The organism is Roseateles sp. (assembly GCF_046300915.1).
Classification (GTDB): domain Bacteria; phylum Pseudomonadota; class Gammaproteobacteria; order Burkholderiales; family Burkholderiaceae_C; genus Kinneretia.
In genome coordinates this window covers 19,110-34,120 of the sequence record NZ_JBKCLH010000202.1, presented here as the reverse complement: position 1 = coordinate 34,120, position 15,011 = coordinate 19,110, and the positions used below count along the sequence as shown (strand labels likewise).

Here is a 15,011-nt window from a genome sequence, read left to right as displayed (position 1 = left end):
CACCCGCTCCAGCAAGGCGCCACCCAGGGCCAGGGAGGAGGGCGCCGGGTCCAGGAACTCCAGTGTCGGGTCGTAGCAGCCGGCGGCTTGCAGGGCGGCCCGATAGCCCTCGGCGCGCTGCAGGGTGCGCGGGTCAAGCTGGGCCGCGGCAAAGGCAATGCGGCGCCGGCCGCGTGCCAGCAAGGCCTCGCTCATGGCACGGCCGGCGGCGTTCTGGGAGAAGCCCACGCTGTAGACCCCGTCGCGCTGGCTGGTTTCCATCACATGCACACAGGGCACGCCGCTGGCCGCGATCAGCTCGGCGGCGGCCGGGCTGCGGTCAAAGCCGGTGACGATGAGGCCGGCCGGGCGATGCAGCAGATAGCTGCGCAACAAGGCCTCTTCCTCGGCCGGGTCGTAGTGGGTGACGCCGATCAGGGTCTGGTATCCGGCGCTCAGCAGGCTGCGCTGCACCGCATCGAGCAGGTCCACGAAGAGGGCATTGGAGAGCAAGGGGATCAGCACCGCCACCTGGGAGCTGCGGCTGGAGGCCAGGGCACGGGCCGCGGGGTCGGGCACATAGCCCAGCTGGGCGACGGCGGCCTGCACTCGTGCCACCAGCTCCGGCGCCACGGCGCGCTCACCTCGCAAGGCGCGGGAGACGGTGATGGGACTGACGCCGGCCGCCTGCGCGACATCCTGCAAGGTGACCCGCCCGCTGGAGCGGCGCCGACGCGCCCCTCGTTCCGCAGCCGGGGTGTTTTCCCCGCCATATGCGCTCATTTCAGTAGTTTCCCTGATGTAACCCGATGGTAACGAGGCGCTAGGATAGCGCTATCCAATAGTCTTGCCATCCGGGCCGGCCCCTAGCCGAGGTCTGGAGGCCGATTTGGTGTATCGGGTGGTGCCGGCTCTTGAGCTCGCCACCTTTTGTTTGATTGATTTGGATAGCGCTATCCCAATGAAGGCAGTGGTGGTGATGGGTGTGGCCGGTTGCGGCAAGTCCAGCCTGGGTGCCGCCCTGGCGCAGGCGCTGGGCTGGACCTATGTGGAGGGTGATGCCTTCCATGCGCCGGCCTCGATCGCCAAGATGCGTGCGGGCATTGCGCTGGATGACGCCGATCGCGCCGGCTGGCTGGACGAGCTGGGCCGTCAGCTCCAGGCCCATCCCCAAGGCGTGGTGCTGGCCTGTTCGGCGCTGAAACGGGCGTATCGTGAGCGCCTGCGCGCGGCACGCCCGGATCTGGGCTTTGTCTTCATCGAGATCTCGCGTGAGCTGGCCCTGAGCCGTGTGGCGGCCCGCGCGGCCCAGCACCTGTTTCCGGCCAGCCTGGTGGACAGCCAGTTTGCAGCCCTGGAGTCGCCGATGGGCGAGTCGGGCGTCGTGGCGGTGCCGGCCGCGCAGGCCCCCGAGGCCCAGCTGCAGCAGGCCTTGGCCTGGCTGGGCTCGAACAAGGAGAACCAGCATGAATGAAACCCTGCGCAAGTGCACCGATGCGCTCATGGCGGCCTGTCTGGCCGTGATGGCCTTGGCCGTGTTTGTCAACGTGGTGCTGCGCTACGGCTTTGGCAGCGGCATTGCCGCCAGTGAGGAGCTGTCGCGGCTGCTCTTTGTCTGGATGGTCTTTGTCGGTGCCACTGCTGCCTATCCGCGCGGCGAGCACATGGCCTTCACCAGCCTCTTGCTGCCCCTGCGCAGCAAGCCTCGTGCGCTGCAAGCCATGACGGTGCTGATCCGGCTGTCGGTGATCACGGCCTGCGTCCTGCTGGCCTGGGGCGCCTGGCAGCAGGTGGTGGTGGGCATGGACAGCCACTCGGTGGTGCTGGGCTATCCGATGGCCCTGCTGCCACTACCGGCCCTGCTGTGCGCCGTGGCCATCGCCCTGATGGCGCTGTGGCAGCTGATCCGCGGTGAGGCCCTGGATCTGGGGCATGAAGTCGATGTCGAGTAAGCCACGGGCTGAGCAAGAAAGAAGACCCTCATGAGCAATGAAGCGCTCGCATTTCTGATGTTCTCGGCCGGCATGCTGGTGCTCATGGCCATCGGCATGCCCATGGCCTTCGCCCTGGTGCTGACCGGCGCGGGCATGGCCTGGGCCCTGGACTTCTGGGACACCCAGCTGCTGGCCCAGAACCTGGTGGCAGGCATTGACAGCTTTCCGCTGCTGGCCGTGCCCTTCTTTGTGCTGGCCGGCGAGCTGATGAATTCAGGTGGCATCAGCCGTCGCATCATCAGCATGGCCCAGGCCTGGGTGGGGCATATCCACGGCGGCCTGGGTTTCGTGGCGATTGGCGCTGCGGTGCTGATGGCCAGCATGAGCGGCTCGGCCCTGGCCGACACCGCGGCCCTGGCCACCATCCTGCTGCCCATGATGCGCCAGCATGGCTATCCCATGCACACCTCGGCCGGCCTGATCGCCTCGGGCGGCATCATCGCGCCCATCATTCCGCCGTCCATGCCCTTCGTCATCTACGGCGTGACGACCAATACCTCGATCTCGGCGCTCTTCCTGTCGGGCATCGTGCCCGGCCTGATCATGGGCCTGGGCCTGATCGTGGCCTGGAAGATCACGCTGCGCCAGCTGGACCTGCCGGGCGAGCCGGCGCTGCCGCTGGTCGAACGCCTGCGTGCCACCGGCCGGGCCTTCTGGGCCATCCTGATGCCGGTGATCATCATCGGCGGCATGAAGTCGGGCGTGTTCACGCCCACCGAGGCTGCCGTTGTGGCGGCCTTCTACGCCCTGGTGGTGGCGCTGTTCATCCATCGTGAGCTCAGCCTGCCCCAGCTGCACCAGGTGTTGGTGCGCGCGGCCAAGACCACGGCCATCGTGATGTTCCTGTGCGCAGGTGCCCAGGTGGCCAGCTACATGATCACCTTGGCGGATCTGCCCGGCCTGCTCAGCGGTTGGCTGGGTGGGCTGATCGAGTCGCCGCGCCTGCTGATGGCCGTGATGATGATTGTGCTGGTCATCATCGGCACCGCGCTGGACCTGACCCCCACCATCCTGATCTTTGCGCCCGTGATGCTGCCCATCGCCGTCAAGGCCGGCATCGATCCGGTGTATTTCGGTCTGATGTTCGTGCTCAACGGCGCCATCGGCCTGATCACGCCGCCGGTAGGCACCGTGCTGAACGTGGTGGCCGGCGTGGGGCGTCTGACCATGCACCAGGTGATCCGGGGCGTGAACCCCTTCCTGATCACCTATGCATTGATCCTGGCCCTGTTTGTCGTGTTTCCCCAGATCGTGACCGCGCCCGTGGCGTGGATGCGCTGACGAATCCCTGCCCCTGCTCAATCAACCAAGGAGACTCCATGATGAAGACGCTTCGCCGTACCCTGCTGGCTGCCGTGGCCCTGGCCGCACTGGCTCCCCTGGCTCAGGCCCAGGACATCAAGCCGCGACTGATCCGCTTTGGCTATGGTCTGGCCGAGGCCAGCAATCAGGGCCGTGCGGTCAAGGTCTTCGCCGAGCAGGTGGAAAAGCTCTCGGGCGGCAAGATGAAGGTGCGTGCCATCGGTGGCGCCGCTCTGGGCCCTGACACCCAGATGCAGCAGGCCCTGATCGGCGGTGCCCAGGAGATGATGGTGGGCTCCACCGCCACCCTGGTGGGTATCACCAAGGAGATGGCCCTGTGGGACACGCCCTTCCTGATCAACAACACCAAGGAAGCCGACGCCCTGCTCGACGGACCCGTGGGCGAGAAGATCAAGGCCAAGCTGCAAGAAAAGGGGCTGGTGGGCCTGGTCTATTGGGAAAACGGCTTCCGCAACCTCACCAACAACAAGCGGCCTGTGGCCAAGCTGGAGGACCTGGAGGGCATCAAGCTGCGTGTGATGCAGAACAATGTCTTTCTGGACAGCTTCAAAACCCTGGGCGCCAATGCCGTGCCCCTGCCGTACTCGGAGCTCTTCACGGCGCTGGAAACCAAGGCGGTGGATGGGCAGGAGAACCCCTACAACACCATTCTCTCGGCCAAGTTCTATGAGGTGCAGAAGTACCTGACCGTGACCAATCACGTCTACGCGCCCTGGATCGTGACCGTCAGCAAGAAGTTCTGGGACGGTCTGTCCAAGGACGAGCGCGCCGTGCTGCAGAAGGCTGCCGTGGTGAGCCGCGACTTCGAGCGCAAGGACACCCGCGAGGAGGCCGCCCGTGCACTCGCCGATCTCAAGGCCAAGGGCATGCAGATCACCGAGCTGAGCCCCGCCGAGACCGCCCGCATGCGCGACAAGCTCACCCGCATCAACGCCACCGTGGCCACCCAGGTGGGCATGGAGTTGTGGAACGAGGCCCAGGCCGAGTTGGCCAAGATTCGCGCCAAGAAGTAAGTCGGTCCTGGCGGAGGCCGGGTTCGATGATGAGTTCTATTTCGAACTTTTACATGGAAAAAGTTCTTTAATGGACTTACACTGAGCGCCATCAGGGGCAGATCTGTTGGAGGCATCCCGATGGCACTCAGCGCACACCAAGCCCGGGAGGCGGCCGTCCCGGCCTACGACCTGGCGTCTCCGGCCGCCGCGGCTGCGGGGCTGCGCACCTTCTTCAATATCGCCCAGGCCTGGGGTCTGAGCAATGAAGAGCAGCAGCGCCTGCTGGGCTGCGGCCGCACCACCTTCTTTGACTGGAAAGCGGGGCGCATCAGGCGCGGTCTGGACGGCGCCACCCTGGAGCGCCTCTCCCATCTCTTTGGCACCTACGCCGCGCTGCAGATCCTGCTGCCCCTGCCTGAACGGGCCAACGCCTGGATTCGCCGCGCCAACAGCGCCCCGCTGTTTGGCGGCGGCACGGCCCTGGAGCGAATGCTGGGCGGGCAGGTGTCCGATCTCTATGCGGTGCGCCAGTACCTGGATGCCCAGCGCGGGGGCTGGGCTTGAGCGCGGCGTCCGAGGCCGATCTTTTCTGGCCCGACAGCTGCCGGTTGATCCCCAGCCGCTTCCCGCCCGTCAGTCTTTTCGAGCAGGTGGCCACACCGGCCGACCTGGACATCGTCCTTGCCATTGAGGCTCTGGGCAATCCGCGCCTGCGCCAGCAGGTGGGCGAGCTGAGCCTGGTGCCACCGGCCGAGCGCATCAGCGGGCCCGGCACCAGCGCCATCATGGCGGCCTTCACCCATCTCAATCCCGAGGGCTCGCGCTTTTCGGACGGCAGCTATGGCGTCTATTACGCGGCGGAGTCGCTGGAGACGGCGGTGGCCGAGGTCAGCCACCACCGGGCACGTTTCCTCGCCAGTACCTCCGAGCCGCCGCTGGAGCTGGATCTGCGCTGTTACCGGGTCACGGTGCGGGCTCGTTTGCTGGATGTGCGTGGGCAAGGCGGCGAGCTGCACGACGCGCAGAGCTACCAAGCCTCGCAGCGTTTTGCCCGTGAGCAGCGCGCGGCTGGCGCGCTGGGTATGGCCTACGACAGCGTGCGCCGGCCCGGCGGTAGCTGTGTGGCCCTGTTCACGCCGCGCGCAACCCAGCCCCCGGCCCGCCAGGCCGAGCATGTGAGCCTGGTCTGGGATGGCCAGCGCATTGCCGCCTGGTATCTGAAGTCCGAACTGCACAGCCTCTAGGGCTGTCCCAGCTCAGCACTCGACGATATTGACCGCCAGGCCGCCGCGCGCGGTTTCCTTGTACTTGGTCATCATGTCGGCGCCGGTGTCGCGCATGGTCTTGATGACCTTGTCCAGGCTCACAAAGTGCGTGCCGTCGCCGCGCAGGGCCATGCGGGCGGCGTTGATGGCCTTGACCGAGGCGATGGCATTGCGCTCGATGCAGGGAATCTGCACCAGGCCGCCCACGGGGTCGCAGGTCAGGCCCAGATGGTGCTCCATGCCGATCTCGGCGGCGTTCTCCACCTGCTCGGGCGTGCCGCCCATAACCTGGCACAGGGCCGCGGCGGCCATGGAGCAGGCCACGCCCACCTCGCCCTGACAGCCGACCTCGGCGCCGGAGATGGAGGCGTTTTCCTTGTAGAGGATGCCGATGGCGGCGGCGGTGAGCAGAAAGTCGACCACACCCTCGTCATTGGCGTTGTGCACAAAGCGCGAGTAGTAGTGCAGCACGGCGGGCACGATGCCGGCCGCGCCATTGGTGGGCGCGGTGACCACGCGGCCGCCGGCGGCGTTTTCCTCGTTGACGGCCAGGGCATAGAGATTGACCCAGTCCATCACCTGCAGCGGGTCGCGCAGCGCGGCCTCGGGGTTGGCGGTAAGGTCCCGATGCAGTTGCGCTGCCCGACGCTTGACCTTGAAGCCGCCGGGCAAGATGCCCTCGGTCCTGCAGCCGCGGGCCACGCAGTCCTGCATCACGCGCCAGATCTTGAGCAGACCCTCGCGGGTCTCCTCGTCGGAACGCCAATGCCGCTCGTTGCGGCGCATGACTTCGGCGATGGAGATGCCGTGTTCGCGGGTCAGGGCCAGCAACTCGTCGCCGGTCTTGAAGGGGTAGGGCAGCACGGTGGCGTCGGGCGCGATCACCTTCTGCTTGGAGCCGTCAGCGGCCACCTCGTCGCTGACCACAAAGCCGCCGCCCACCGAGTAGTAGACGCGGTTGGCGATTTCCTGGCCATCGGCATCGAAGGCCAGGCAGCGCATGCCGTTGGCATGGAAGGGCAGGGACTCGCGGCGCTTGAAGACCAGGTCCTTGGCCTCGTCAAAGCGCAGGGCGTGCTCGCCGATCAGGTTCAGGGCGCCGGCGCGGATCTCATCGAGCAGGGCCGGGATGGCCTCCACGTCCACCGTGTCGGGCTCATGGCCGGCCAGGCCCAGCAGCACCGCCTTGTCGCTGCCGTGGCCCTTGCCGGTGGCGCCCAGGCTGCCGTAGAGGATGACCTGCACGCGCGCAGTCTGCGCCAGCAGACCCTCGTGCTTGAGCCGCAGGCCGAAGAGACGCGCCGCGCGCATCGGCCCCACAGTGTGGGAGCTCGACGGGCCGATGCCGATCTTGAACAGGTCGAAAACGGAAACGGCCATGGTCGGCGCTCCTCGGGCCTATCAGGCCTGGTCCTTGTACTCGGAGAGGGGCACGCAGGAGCAGAACAGGTTGCGGTCGCCGTAGACATTGTCCACGCGGCCCACCGGCACCCAGTACTTCTGCTGGCGCAGCGAGGCCACCGGGTAGGCGGCATCCTCACGGCCATAGCCATGCGTCCACTCGCTCTTGAGCAGGCTCTCGGCGGTGTGCGGCGCGTTGACCAGGGGATTGTCCTCGCGGGTCCAGGCGCCGCTTTCCACCTTGGCGATCTCGCCGCGGATGGCGATCATGGCGTCGCAGAAGCGGTCCAGCTCGAACTTGGATTCGCTCTCGGTGGGCTCCACCATCAGGGTGCCGGCCACCGGGAAGGAGAGGGTGGGCGCGTGGAAGCCGTAGTCGATCAGGCGCTTGGCCACGTCCTCGGCGCTCACGCCGCTCGTGTCCTTGAGCGGACGCAGATCCAGGATGCACTCGTGCGCCACGCCACCGCCCTTCACGCCGGCGATATTGCCGCTGTAGTGGATGTCGTAATGCCCGGACAGGCGGGCGGCCACATAGTTGGCCGAGAGGATGGCCACCTCGGTGGCGGCCGTCAGGCCCTCGGCGCCCATCATGCGCACATACATCCAGCTGATGGGCAGCACCGCGGCATTGCCCAGGGGCGCGGCCGAGACGGCGCCGATATTGCTGGCGGCGCCGATGCCGGCCGAGCGGTGCGCCGGCAGGAAGGGCACCAGATCGGCCACCACGCAGACCGGACCCACGCCCGGGCCGCCACCGCCGTGGGGGATGCAGAAGGTCTTGTGCAGGTTCAGGTGCGAGACATCGCCGCCGAACTCGCCGGGCGCTGCCACGCCCACCAGGGCGTTCATGTTCGCGCCGTCCACATAGACACGGCCGCCATGGCTCTTCACCAGGGCGCAGATCTCCTTCACATGGGTGTCGAACACGCCGTAGGTGGAGGGGTAGGTGATCATGATGGCCGCGAGATGGGCGCTGTGCAGCTCGCACTTGGCCTTGAGGTCGGCCAGGTCGATATTGCCTTCCTTATCGCACTTGGTCACCACCACCTGCATGCCCACCATCTGGGCCGAGGCGGGGTTGGTGCCGTGGGCGGATTCGGGGATCAGGCAGATCTTGCGATGGCCTTCGCCGCGCGACTCGTGATAGGCCTTGATGGCCAGCAGGCCGGCGTACTCGCCCTGCGAACCGGCATTGGGCTGCAGGCTGATGCCGGCATAGCCCGTGGCCTGGCACAGCCAGGCGGTGAGCTGCTCGTTCAGCAGCTCATAGCCCTTGAGCTGCTCGCGCGGGGCAAAGGGGTGGATGTGGGCGAACTCGGGCCAGGTGATGGGGATCATCTCGCTGGTCGCGTTCAGCTTCATGGTGCAGGAGCCCAGCGGGATCATGCTGCGGTCCAGGGCCAGGTCCTTGTCCGAGAGGGCGCGGATATAGCGCAGCATCTCGGTCTCGGAGTGGTGGGTGTTGAAGACCGGGTGGCTCAGGTAGGCGCTGGCGCGCACCAGCTCGGCCGGGATCAGGGCAGCGATGCCCTTGTCGAACTCGGCCAGATCGGCCTTGACACCAAACACGGCCAGCACAGCCAGCAGATCGGCACGGGTGCTGGTCTCGTCCAGCGAGATGGAGACGCTGGTCTCGCTGGCGCGGCGGAAGTTCATGCCCGCGGCCACGGCGGCGGCCAGCACGGCGGTGGTGTCGCCGCCGGTCTTCACTTCCAGGGTGTCGAAGGCGCTGCGGTTGGCCACGCGCTCACCCAGCAGCTTGGCCAGGATGGCGGTGTAGCTGGCCACGCGCTGGGCAATGCGCTTGAGGCCTTGCGGGCCGTGGTAGACGGCGTACATGCTGGCCACGACGGCCGGCAGCACCTGGGCGGTACAGATGTTGGAGGTGGCCTTCTCGCGGCGGATGTGCTGCTCGCGGGTCTGCAGGGCCAGGCGGTAGGCGGGCTTGCCATGGCTGTCCACGCTCACGCCCACCAGACGGCCGGGCAGGCTGCGCTTGAACTCGTCCTTGCAGGCCATATAGGCGGCGTGCGGGCCACCATTGCCCATGGGCATGCCGAAGCGCTGGGTGGTGCCCACGGCGATGTCCGCGCCTTGCTCGCCCGGGGCCTTGATCAGGGCCAGGGCCAGCAGATCAGCGGCCGCAATCAGCAGGCCACCCTGGGCGTGCACCGCGTCGGCAATCGTCTGCAGCGGGCGGATCTCGCCATTGACGCCCGGGTACTGCACCAGGGCCGCAAAGCACTCGCTCTTGCCGGCGTCTTCGGCACGGCCCACCTGCACCGTGATGCCCAGGGGCTCGGCGCGGGTGCGGATGACTTCCAGGGTCTGGGGCAGCACGTCGTCGGCCACGAAGAAGACCTGGCTCTTGCTCTTGCCCACGCGGGCGGCCAGGGTCATGGCCTCGGCGGCGGCGGTGGCCTCGTCCAGCATGGAGGCGTTGGCAATGGCCATGCCCGTGAGGTCGGTGACCATGGTCTGGAAGTTCACCAGGGCTTCCATGCGGCCCTGGGAAATCTCGGCCTGGTAGGGCGTGTAGGCGGTGTACCAGGCGGGGTTCTCGAGGATGTTGCGCAGGATGACGCCCGGCGTCAGCGTGCCGTAGTAGCCCTGGCCGATGAAGCTCTTGAGCAGCTGGTTCTGCTGAGCCACGGTCTTGAGCTCGGCCAGGGCCTGAGCCTCGCTCAGGGCGGCCGGCAGGTCCATGCCCACGCTGCGCTTGATGCTGGCCGGCACCACCGCCTCGATCAGGGCGCGGCGCGAGGCCTGGCCGATCACGGACAGCATGGCTGCCTCATCGGCGGCATCGGGGCCGATATGACGGGCCTGGAATTCGGCGGCGTTTTCCAGCTCGGACAGGGACGGGTGCGCAGACATCAACATGGGAGTTCCTCGGGATACAACAACGGGCACCCGCTGTGCCCGTCTTCGCGACACTGGGTCGGCGGAATGGATCAGCTGTTCTTGACCAGCTCGTCGTAGGCGGTGGCGTCCATCAGGCCGTCCAGCTCGGCCGGGTTGGCCAGCTTGACCTTGAAGAACCAGCCGGCCTTGAGCGGGTCGCTATTGGCCAGGGCGGGGTCATTGCGCAGTTCTTCATTGACCGCGGTGATCTCGCCGCTGACGGGCATGTACACATCGGCGGCGGCCTTCACGGACTCCACCACGCCGGCCACGTCCTTGGCGGCAAAGCTCTTGCCCACCTCGGGCAGGTCCACGAAGACCACATCACCCAGGGCGTCCTGCGCATGGACCGTGATGCCCACGGTGACGCTGCCGTCGCCTTCGATCTGGACCCATTCGTGGTCGGCGGTGTACTTGATGCTCATATGGGGCTCCGTAGAAAGATGGAAGGAAAGGGCTGGCAAATCAGCCGCGGTAGTAACGGTTGGGCGTGAAGGGCGTGGCGCTCACGGTCATGGGCGTGCGCTTGTCGCGGACCAGGGCGAAGAGCTCGGTGCCCAGGGCAGCGTGCTCCTTGGCCACATAGGCCAGGGCCACCGGCTTGCCCACGGTGGGGCCCACGGTGCCGCTGGTGACCACGCCCACCTCGGCGCCGCTGGCATCCACCAGCTTGGCGCCTTCGCGCACCGGCATGCGTTCGTTGCTGATGAGGCCCACGCGCTTGCGGGCGGCGCCCTCGGCCAGTTGCTGGTCGATCACCGCGGCGCCGGGGTAGCCGCCGGCACGCGCGCCACCGGCGCGGCGCACCTTCTGGATGGCCCAGGTCAGGCTGGCTTCCACCGGGGTGGTGCCGGTGTCGATGTCATGGCCGTAGAGGCACAGGCCGGCTTCCAGGCGCAGCGAGTCGCGCGCGCCCAGGCCGATGGGCTTGACTTCGGCATGAGCCAGCAGCTTGCGGGCCAGGGTCTCGGCCTGGTCCTGGTGGACCGAGATCTCGTAGCCGTCCTCGCCGGTGTAGCCGGAGCGGGTCAGGAAGGTGGGAATGCCGTCCAGCTCGAAGAAGCCGCCGGTCATGAAGGTGAGCTGGGCCACGGCCGGGTTCAGGCGCGAGAGCACGGTCACGGCCTCGGGGCCTTGCAGGGCCAGCAGGGCCTGCTCGGGCATGGGAATGACCTCGCAGCGGCCGCCGATCTTGGCCTGCAGATGCGCGATGTCCTGCGCCTTGCAGCCGGCGTTGACCACCACGAACAGGTCGTCGGGGCGGCGGCAGACCATCAGATCGTCCAGGATGCCGCCCTGCTCATTGGTGAAGAGGGCGTAGCGCTGCTTGAACACGCCCAGGTCCACGATGTCCACCGGCACCAGGGTTTCCAGCGCGGCGGCGGCGTCGGCGCCCACCAGGCGCACCTGGCCCATGTGCGAGACATCGAAGAGGCCGGCGGCAGCGCGGGTGTGCTTGTGCTCGCCCATCAGCCCCAGAGGGTATTGCACCGGCATGTCATAGCCGCCGAAGGGCACCATCTTGGCGCCGAGTTCGAGGTGCAGCGCGTGCAGCGGGGTCTTGAGAAGTTCGGCGGCGGACATGGGGAGAAACTCCGAGGGCATTATCTGATGGCCACTCCCGGTGTGGGAGTGGGGGATATGCCCTCGCTGTCCGCTTTACCTGAGAGATTGGCACCCGGCGTATCGCCAGAAGCTTGCCCCTTCGGTGGACGGACTCAGAGGTCCGCCTCTCTCCAGTGAGGAACGCTCGGGTCGGAGCGTCTTGTCAGTCCTTTTGCCTGAGCGTTCGCAGCGTGGGATCAACCGGTGCCACTGCGCCTTCGGCGGCTCGCGCGAGCAAGCTCTCTCCTGACGGGGCGCATTGTAGCCATGGATTGCGGGGAGGCGGGCAAGCTTCTTGAGCCGGGTTGCAGAGTGCCAAGGATTGCACGGCCTCGGCGCCTTTGTGCCGGGCGCGGCGGCTGCGGCGCAAGCCGGCGCCTAGACTCGCCGCTCTTTTGCCAACTTTTCACGAACAAGACAAGGGAGACACGCCATGCTGCAACGACGTCAAATTCTGATCGGCGCGGGAGCCGGCCTGTGCACCGCAAGCGCCTGGGCCCAGAAAAGCGAGCCCCTGCCCGAGCTGCGCATCGTCATTCCCGCCAACCCGGGCGGCGGCTGGGACCAGACGGGGCGCGCCTTCGGCGCCGCGCTGCAAAGCGCCAAGCTGGTCGAGCGCGTCCAGTACGAGAACATCGGTGGCAAGGCCGGCACCGTGGGCCTGGCCCAGTTCGTCGAGCGTTATGCCAGCACGCCCAATACCCTGATGGTGGGTGGCCTCGTGCTGCTGGGCGGCGTGGCCCTGCACCGGCCCAAGGTCGAGCTCAGCCAGCTCAATCCGATCGCCGGTCTGACCAGCGACTATATGGTGGTGGCGGTGCCCGCCAGCTCGCCCCTGCGCAGCCTCAAGGATCTGGCCGAGGCCCTGGGGCGTCCCGACTACAAGGCCACCGTGGTCGGCGGCTCCGCCGGTGGGGTGGACCATATGCTGCTGGGCATGATGCTGCGCGCACGCCGCGGCAACCCCGACAACTACAGCTATCTGGCCACCAGCAGCGGCAATGACGCGGTCCGCGCCCTGACCGAAGGCAAGGCCCAGATCGGCATCTCCGGCTACAGCGAGTTCCGCAATGCCATGGCCGCCGGCAGCATCCGGGCGCTGGCCGTGAGTTCGCGCCGCTCACGCTATGGTCTGCCCGCCCTGCGCGAGGGCGGCATCGACACGGATCTGGCGAACTGGCGCGGCCTCTTCGCGCCGGCCGGCATCAGCGAAGCCCAGAGCCAGGCCCTGGCGAGCCTGGTCGAGCGTGGCGCCCGTTCGCCCGACTGGACCGAGCTGCTGCGCCGCAATGACTGGGTGGGGGCCTACCGCGCGGGCAGCGATTTCCGCAGCTTCGTCGAGTCCGAGATGACCACAGCCCGGGTCGTGGTTCATATGCTCAAGCTCAAGGCCTGAGCGCCCTCGTGGGGCGCCCGGCTTAAGCGGGGTCTAAGCCTGGAGGCAAATCCGCGGGCGAGAATAGGCGCATGCGCCTACTGCTGGTGGAAGACGACGCGATGATTGGCGAGCAGCTGCTGGACCTGCTGCGCGCCGAAGGCTATGCGGTGGACTGGGTGCGCGACGGCGAGTTGGCCGACGCCGCCCTGCAATCCCAGAGCTACGACCTGCTCTTGCTGGACCTGGGCCTGCCCAAGCGTGACGGGCTCTCGGTGCTGCGCGCCCTGCGCGCTCGCAAGCAGCGCCTGCCGGTGCTGATCGCCACCGCGCGCGACGCCCTGGCCCAGCGCATCGAGGGGCTGGACGCGGGTGCTGACGACTATGTGATCAAGCCCTTCGAGCTGGACGAGCTGCTGGCCCGCATCCGCGCCCAGCTGCGCCGCGCTCAGGGCGTGGCCGAGCCGGTGTATGAGCATATGGGGGTGGTGCTGAATCCCGCCACGCATGAGGCCTCGGTGCATGGCCAGCCGGTGCAGCTGACGGCGCGCGAATGGGCGGTGCTGGAGCCGCTGGTGGCGCGACCAGGCCGGGTGGTCTCGCGCCAGCAGCTGGAGGAAAAACTCTATAGCTGGAAGGACGAGATCAGCAGCAATGCGGTGGAGGTCTATATCCACGGCTTGCGCAAAAAGCTGGGCGCCGGTCTGATCCAGAACGTGCGCGGCCTGGGCTATCTGGTGCCCAAGCAATGAGCGAGCCGCTGCGCGACAGGGCCCCCTCGCTCAGGCGGCGCCTCATGCTCTTCGTGCTGGGCGCGGTCTGCCTGGCGGCTCTGCTGCAGGGCGTCTCGGCCTACCGCACCGCCCTGGCCGAGGCCGATGCCATCTTCGATTACCAGATGCAGCAGACGGCACTGTCCATCAGCGGTGCGACACCCGGTGCCCGCCATGTGATGCCCGAAGAGCTGGAGCTCATCATCCAGGGCTGGAGCCTGGACGGCCTGCAGCTCTTTGCCCCGCCGCCTCGGGCCCGCCTGCCCCAGCGCGCCGTCATGGGCTTTGCCGACGTGATGGGCGAGGATGGCCGGGCCTACCGCGTACTCTCCATGCAGACCGGCGGACAGGTCGTGCAGGTGGCCCAGGAGCTGGCGGTGCGTGAGCGCCTGGCCAGCCGCCTGGCATGGCGCACCATCACGCCGATTGCCCTGGTGCTGCCGGTGCTGTTGCTGGTAGTGGGCTGGGTGATTCGGCAATCGCTGGCGCCCGTGGAGCGGGTGCGACGCCAGCTCTCGCAACGTGCGGCGGAAGATCTCACGGCGGTGAGCGAGCATGGTTTGCCGGTGGAAATCCGCCCCCTGGTTCGCGAGCTCAACTCCCTTTTGGAGCGCATGCGCCAGGCCTTCGAGGCGCAGCAGCATTTCGTGGCCGATGCGGCGCATGAGCTGCGCTCGCCGCTCACCGCCCTCAAGCTGCAGATCGAGGGCCTGCAGCGTGCTGGTGACGAAGCTGCACGCGCCCAGGCACGCAGTCGCTTGGCGGCTGGCGTGGACCGTGCCAGCCATCTGGTGGAACAGCTGCTCCTGCTGGCGCGCCAGGAGTCGGGGCGGGGCACGGCCCAGGCGCTGGCCCTGGAGCCGCTGCTGCGGCGCGTGCTGGCCGAGCAGGTGGGCGCGGCGCAGGCCCGCGGCATTGACCTCGGGCTGCTGCGTGCCGACGCCGTGCAGATCATGGGCTGGCCCGATGCCCTGGCCGTGCTGCTGCGCAATCTGCTGGACAACGCCATCAAGTACAGCCCCGAGGGCGGCAAGGTCGATGTGCTGCTGCTGGACGAGGGCGAGCGCGCCCGCCTGCGCATCGAGGACAGCGGACCGGGCATTGCGCCCGAGGAGCGAGAGCGGGTGTTTGACCGCTTCTACCGCAGCGCGGCCGCCCAGACCCAGGCGGGCGGCAGCGGTCTGGGCCTGGCCATCGTCAAGACCATTGCCGAGCGCCACGCAGCCCATTTGCAGCTGGAGCGCTCCGAGGCCCTGGGCGGCCTGCGCGTGGACCTGGTCTTCAACAAGACCTGAGCCCTTGCCGCGGCGCCGGCTTAAGTGCCCTCTAAGTCAGGGGCCTCACAGTGGAGCCATCCCAATCACACAGTGCAAAGGAGCTCTCATGGCTGTTGT

The 15,011-nt window shown here is 67.6% G+C and carries 14 protein-coding genes and 2 riboswitches; of the genes, 9 read left to right on the top strand and 5 right to left on the bottom strand.

Annotation, left to right across the window (positions count from 1 at the left end; all coding sequences use genetic code 11):
• A partial coding sequence (locus ACK5F2_RS15490; RefSeq protein ID WP_409866149.1) for a LacI family DNA-binding transcriptional regulator occupies positions 1–762 on the bottom strand: 762 nt, incomplete at its 3' end.
• 178 nt (positions 763–940) lie between these two features.
• Here ACK5F2_RS15490 and ACK5F2_RS15485 point away from each other — a divergent pair.
• The 6 genes from ACK5F2_RS15485 (at position 941) to ACK5F2_RS15460 (ending at position 5,535) form a co-directional block, all read left to right on the top strand.
• A complete protein-coding gene (locus tag ACK5F2_RS15485) occupies positions 941–1,453 on the top strand; it encodes a gluconokinase (RefSeq protein WP_409866147.1) in 513 nt (170 codons plus the stop codon).
• A complete protein-coding gene (locus ACK5F2_RS15480; RefSeq protein ID WP_409866145.1) occupies positions 1,446–1,931 on the top strand; it encodes a TRAP transporter small permease in 486 nt (161 codons plus the stop codon). The genes ACK5F2_RS15485 and ACK5F2_RS15480 overlap by 8 nt, the downstream gene beginning before the upstream one ends.
• 30 nt (positions 1,932–1,961) lie before the next feature.
• A complete protein-coding gene (locus ACK5F2_RS15475) occupies positions 1,962–3,254 on the top strand; it encodes a TRAP transporter large permease (RefSeq protein WP_409866143.1) in 1,293 nt (430 codons plus the stop codon).
• A gap of 41 nt (positions 3,255–3,295) precedes the next feature.
• Positions 3,296–4,309 carry a TRAP transporter substrate-binding protein gene (locus ACK5F2_RS15470; RefSeq protein ID WP_409866150.1) on the top strand — a complete coding sequence of 338 codons (1,014 nt, stop codon included), beginning with the start codon at positions 3,296–3,298 and terminating at the stop codon, positions 4,307–4,309.
• 120 nt (positions 4,310–4,429) lie between these two features.
• Positions 4,430–4,855 carry an antitoxin Xre/MbcA/ParS toxin-binding domain-containing protein gene (locus tag ACK5F2_RS15465; protein WP_409866140.1) on the top strand — a complete coding sequence of 142 codons (426 nt, stop codon included), beginning with the start codon at positions 4,430–4,432 and terminating at the stop codon, positions 4,853–4,855.
• Positions 4,852–5,535 carry an RES family NAD+ phosphorylase gene (locus tag ACK5F2_RS15460; RefSeq protein ID WP_409866138.1) on the top strand — a complete coding sequence of 228 codons (684 nt, stop codon included), beginning with the start codon at positions 4,852–4,854 and terminating at the stop codon, positions 5,533–5,535. The genes ACK5F2_RS15465 and ACK5F2_RS15460 overlap by 4 nt, the downstream gene beginning before the upstream one ends.
• A gap of 12 nt (positions 5,536–5,547) precedes the next feature.
• Here the strand turns inward: ACK5F2_RS15460 and ACK5F2_RS15455 are convergent, their stop codons facing one another.
• The 4 genes from ACK5F2_RS15455 to gcvT all read right to left on the bottom strand — a co-directional run bounded on the left by ACK5F2_RS15455 (position 5,548) and on the right by gcvT (position 11,448).
• Positions 5,548–6,936 carry an L-serine ammonia-lyase gene (locus ACK5F2_RS15455; RefSeq protein ID WP_409866136.1) on the bottom strand — a complete coding sequence of 463 codons (1,389 nt, stop codon included), beginning with the start codon at positions 6,934–6,936 and terminating at the stop codon, positions 5,548–5,550.
• Between the two features lie 21 nt (positions 6,937–6,957).
• Positions 6,958–9,843 carry an aminomethyl-transferring glycine dehydrogenase gene (gene gcvP, locus ACK5F2_RS15450; protein WP_409866133.1) on the bottom strand — a complete coding sequence of 962 codons (2,886 nt, stop codon included), beginning with the start codon at positions 9,841–9,843 and terminating at the stop codon, positions 6,958–6,960.
• 71 nt (positions 9,844–9,914) lie between these two features.
• Complete coding sequence (gcvH, locus tag ACK5F2_RS15445) at positions 9,915–10,289, bottom strand: glycine cleavage system protein GcvH (RefSeq protein ID WP_409866131.1); 375 nt, start codon at positions 10,287–10,289, stop codon at positions 9,915–9,917.
• Between the two features lie 40 nt (positions 10,290–10,329).
• Positions 10,330–11,448, bottom strand: coding sequence for a glycine cleavage system aminomethyltransferase GcvT (gene gcvT / locus ACK5F2_RS15440; RefSeq protein WP_409866130.1), 1,119 nt, complete (start codon positions 11,446–11,448; stop codon positions 10,330–10,332).
• Between the two features lie 56 nt (positions 11,449–11,504).
• Positions 11,505–11,614: riboswitch (glycine riboswitch) on the bottom strand.
• A 9-nt stretch (positions 11,615–11,623) separates the two neighbouring features.
• Positions 11,624–11,728: riboswitch (glycine riboswitch) on the bottom strand.
• A gap of 174 nt (positions 11,729–11,902) precedes the next feature.
• On the opposite strand from gcvT, the gene ACK5F2_RS15435 reads away from it, so the two are divergent.
• The 3 genes from ACK5F2_RS15435 (at position 11,903) to ACK5F2_RS15425 (ending at position 14,912) form a co-directional block, all read left to right on the top strand.
• Positions 11,903–12,865 carry a Bug family tripartite tricarboxylate transporter substrate binding protein gene (locus ACK5F2_RS15435; RefSeq protein WP_409866127.1) on the top strand — a complete coding sequence of 321 codons (963 nt, stop codon included), beginning with the start codon at positions 11,903–11,905 and terminating at the stop codon, positions 12,863–12,865.
• 71 nt (positions 12,866–12,936) lie between these two features.
• Complete coding sequence (locus tag ACK5F2_RS15430; protein WP_409866124.1) at positions 12,937–13,596, top strand: response regulator; 660 nt, start codon at positions 12,937–12,939, stop codon at positions 13,594–13,596.
• Positions 13,593–14,912 carry an ATP-binding protein gene (locus ACK5F2_RS15425; RefSeq protein WP_409866122.1) on the top strand — a complete coding sequence of 440 codons (1,320 nt, stop codon included), beginning with the start codon at positions 13,593–13,595 and terminating at the stop codon, positions 14,910–14,912. Before ACK5F2_RS15430 ends, ACK5F2_RS15425 begins: the two co-directional genes overlap by 4 nt.
• Positions 14,913–15,011: the final 99 nt, after the last annotated feature.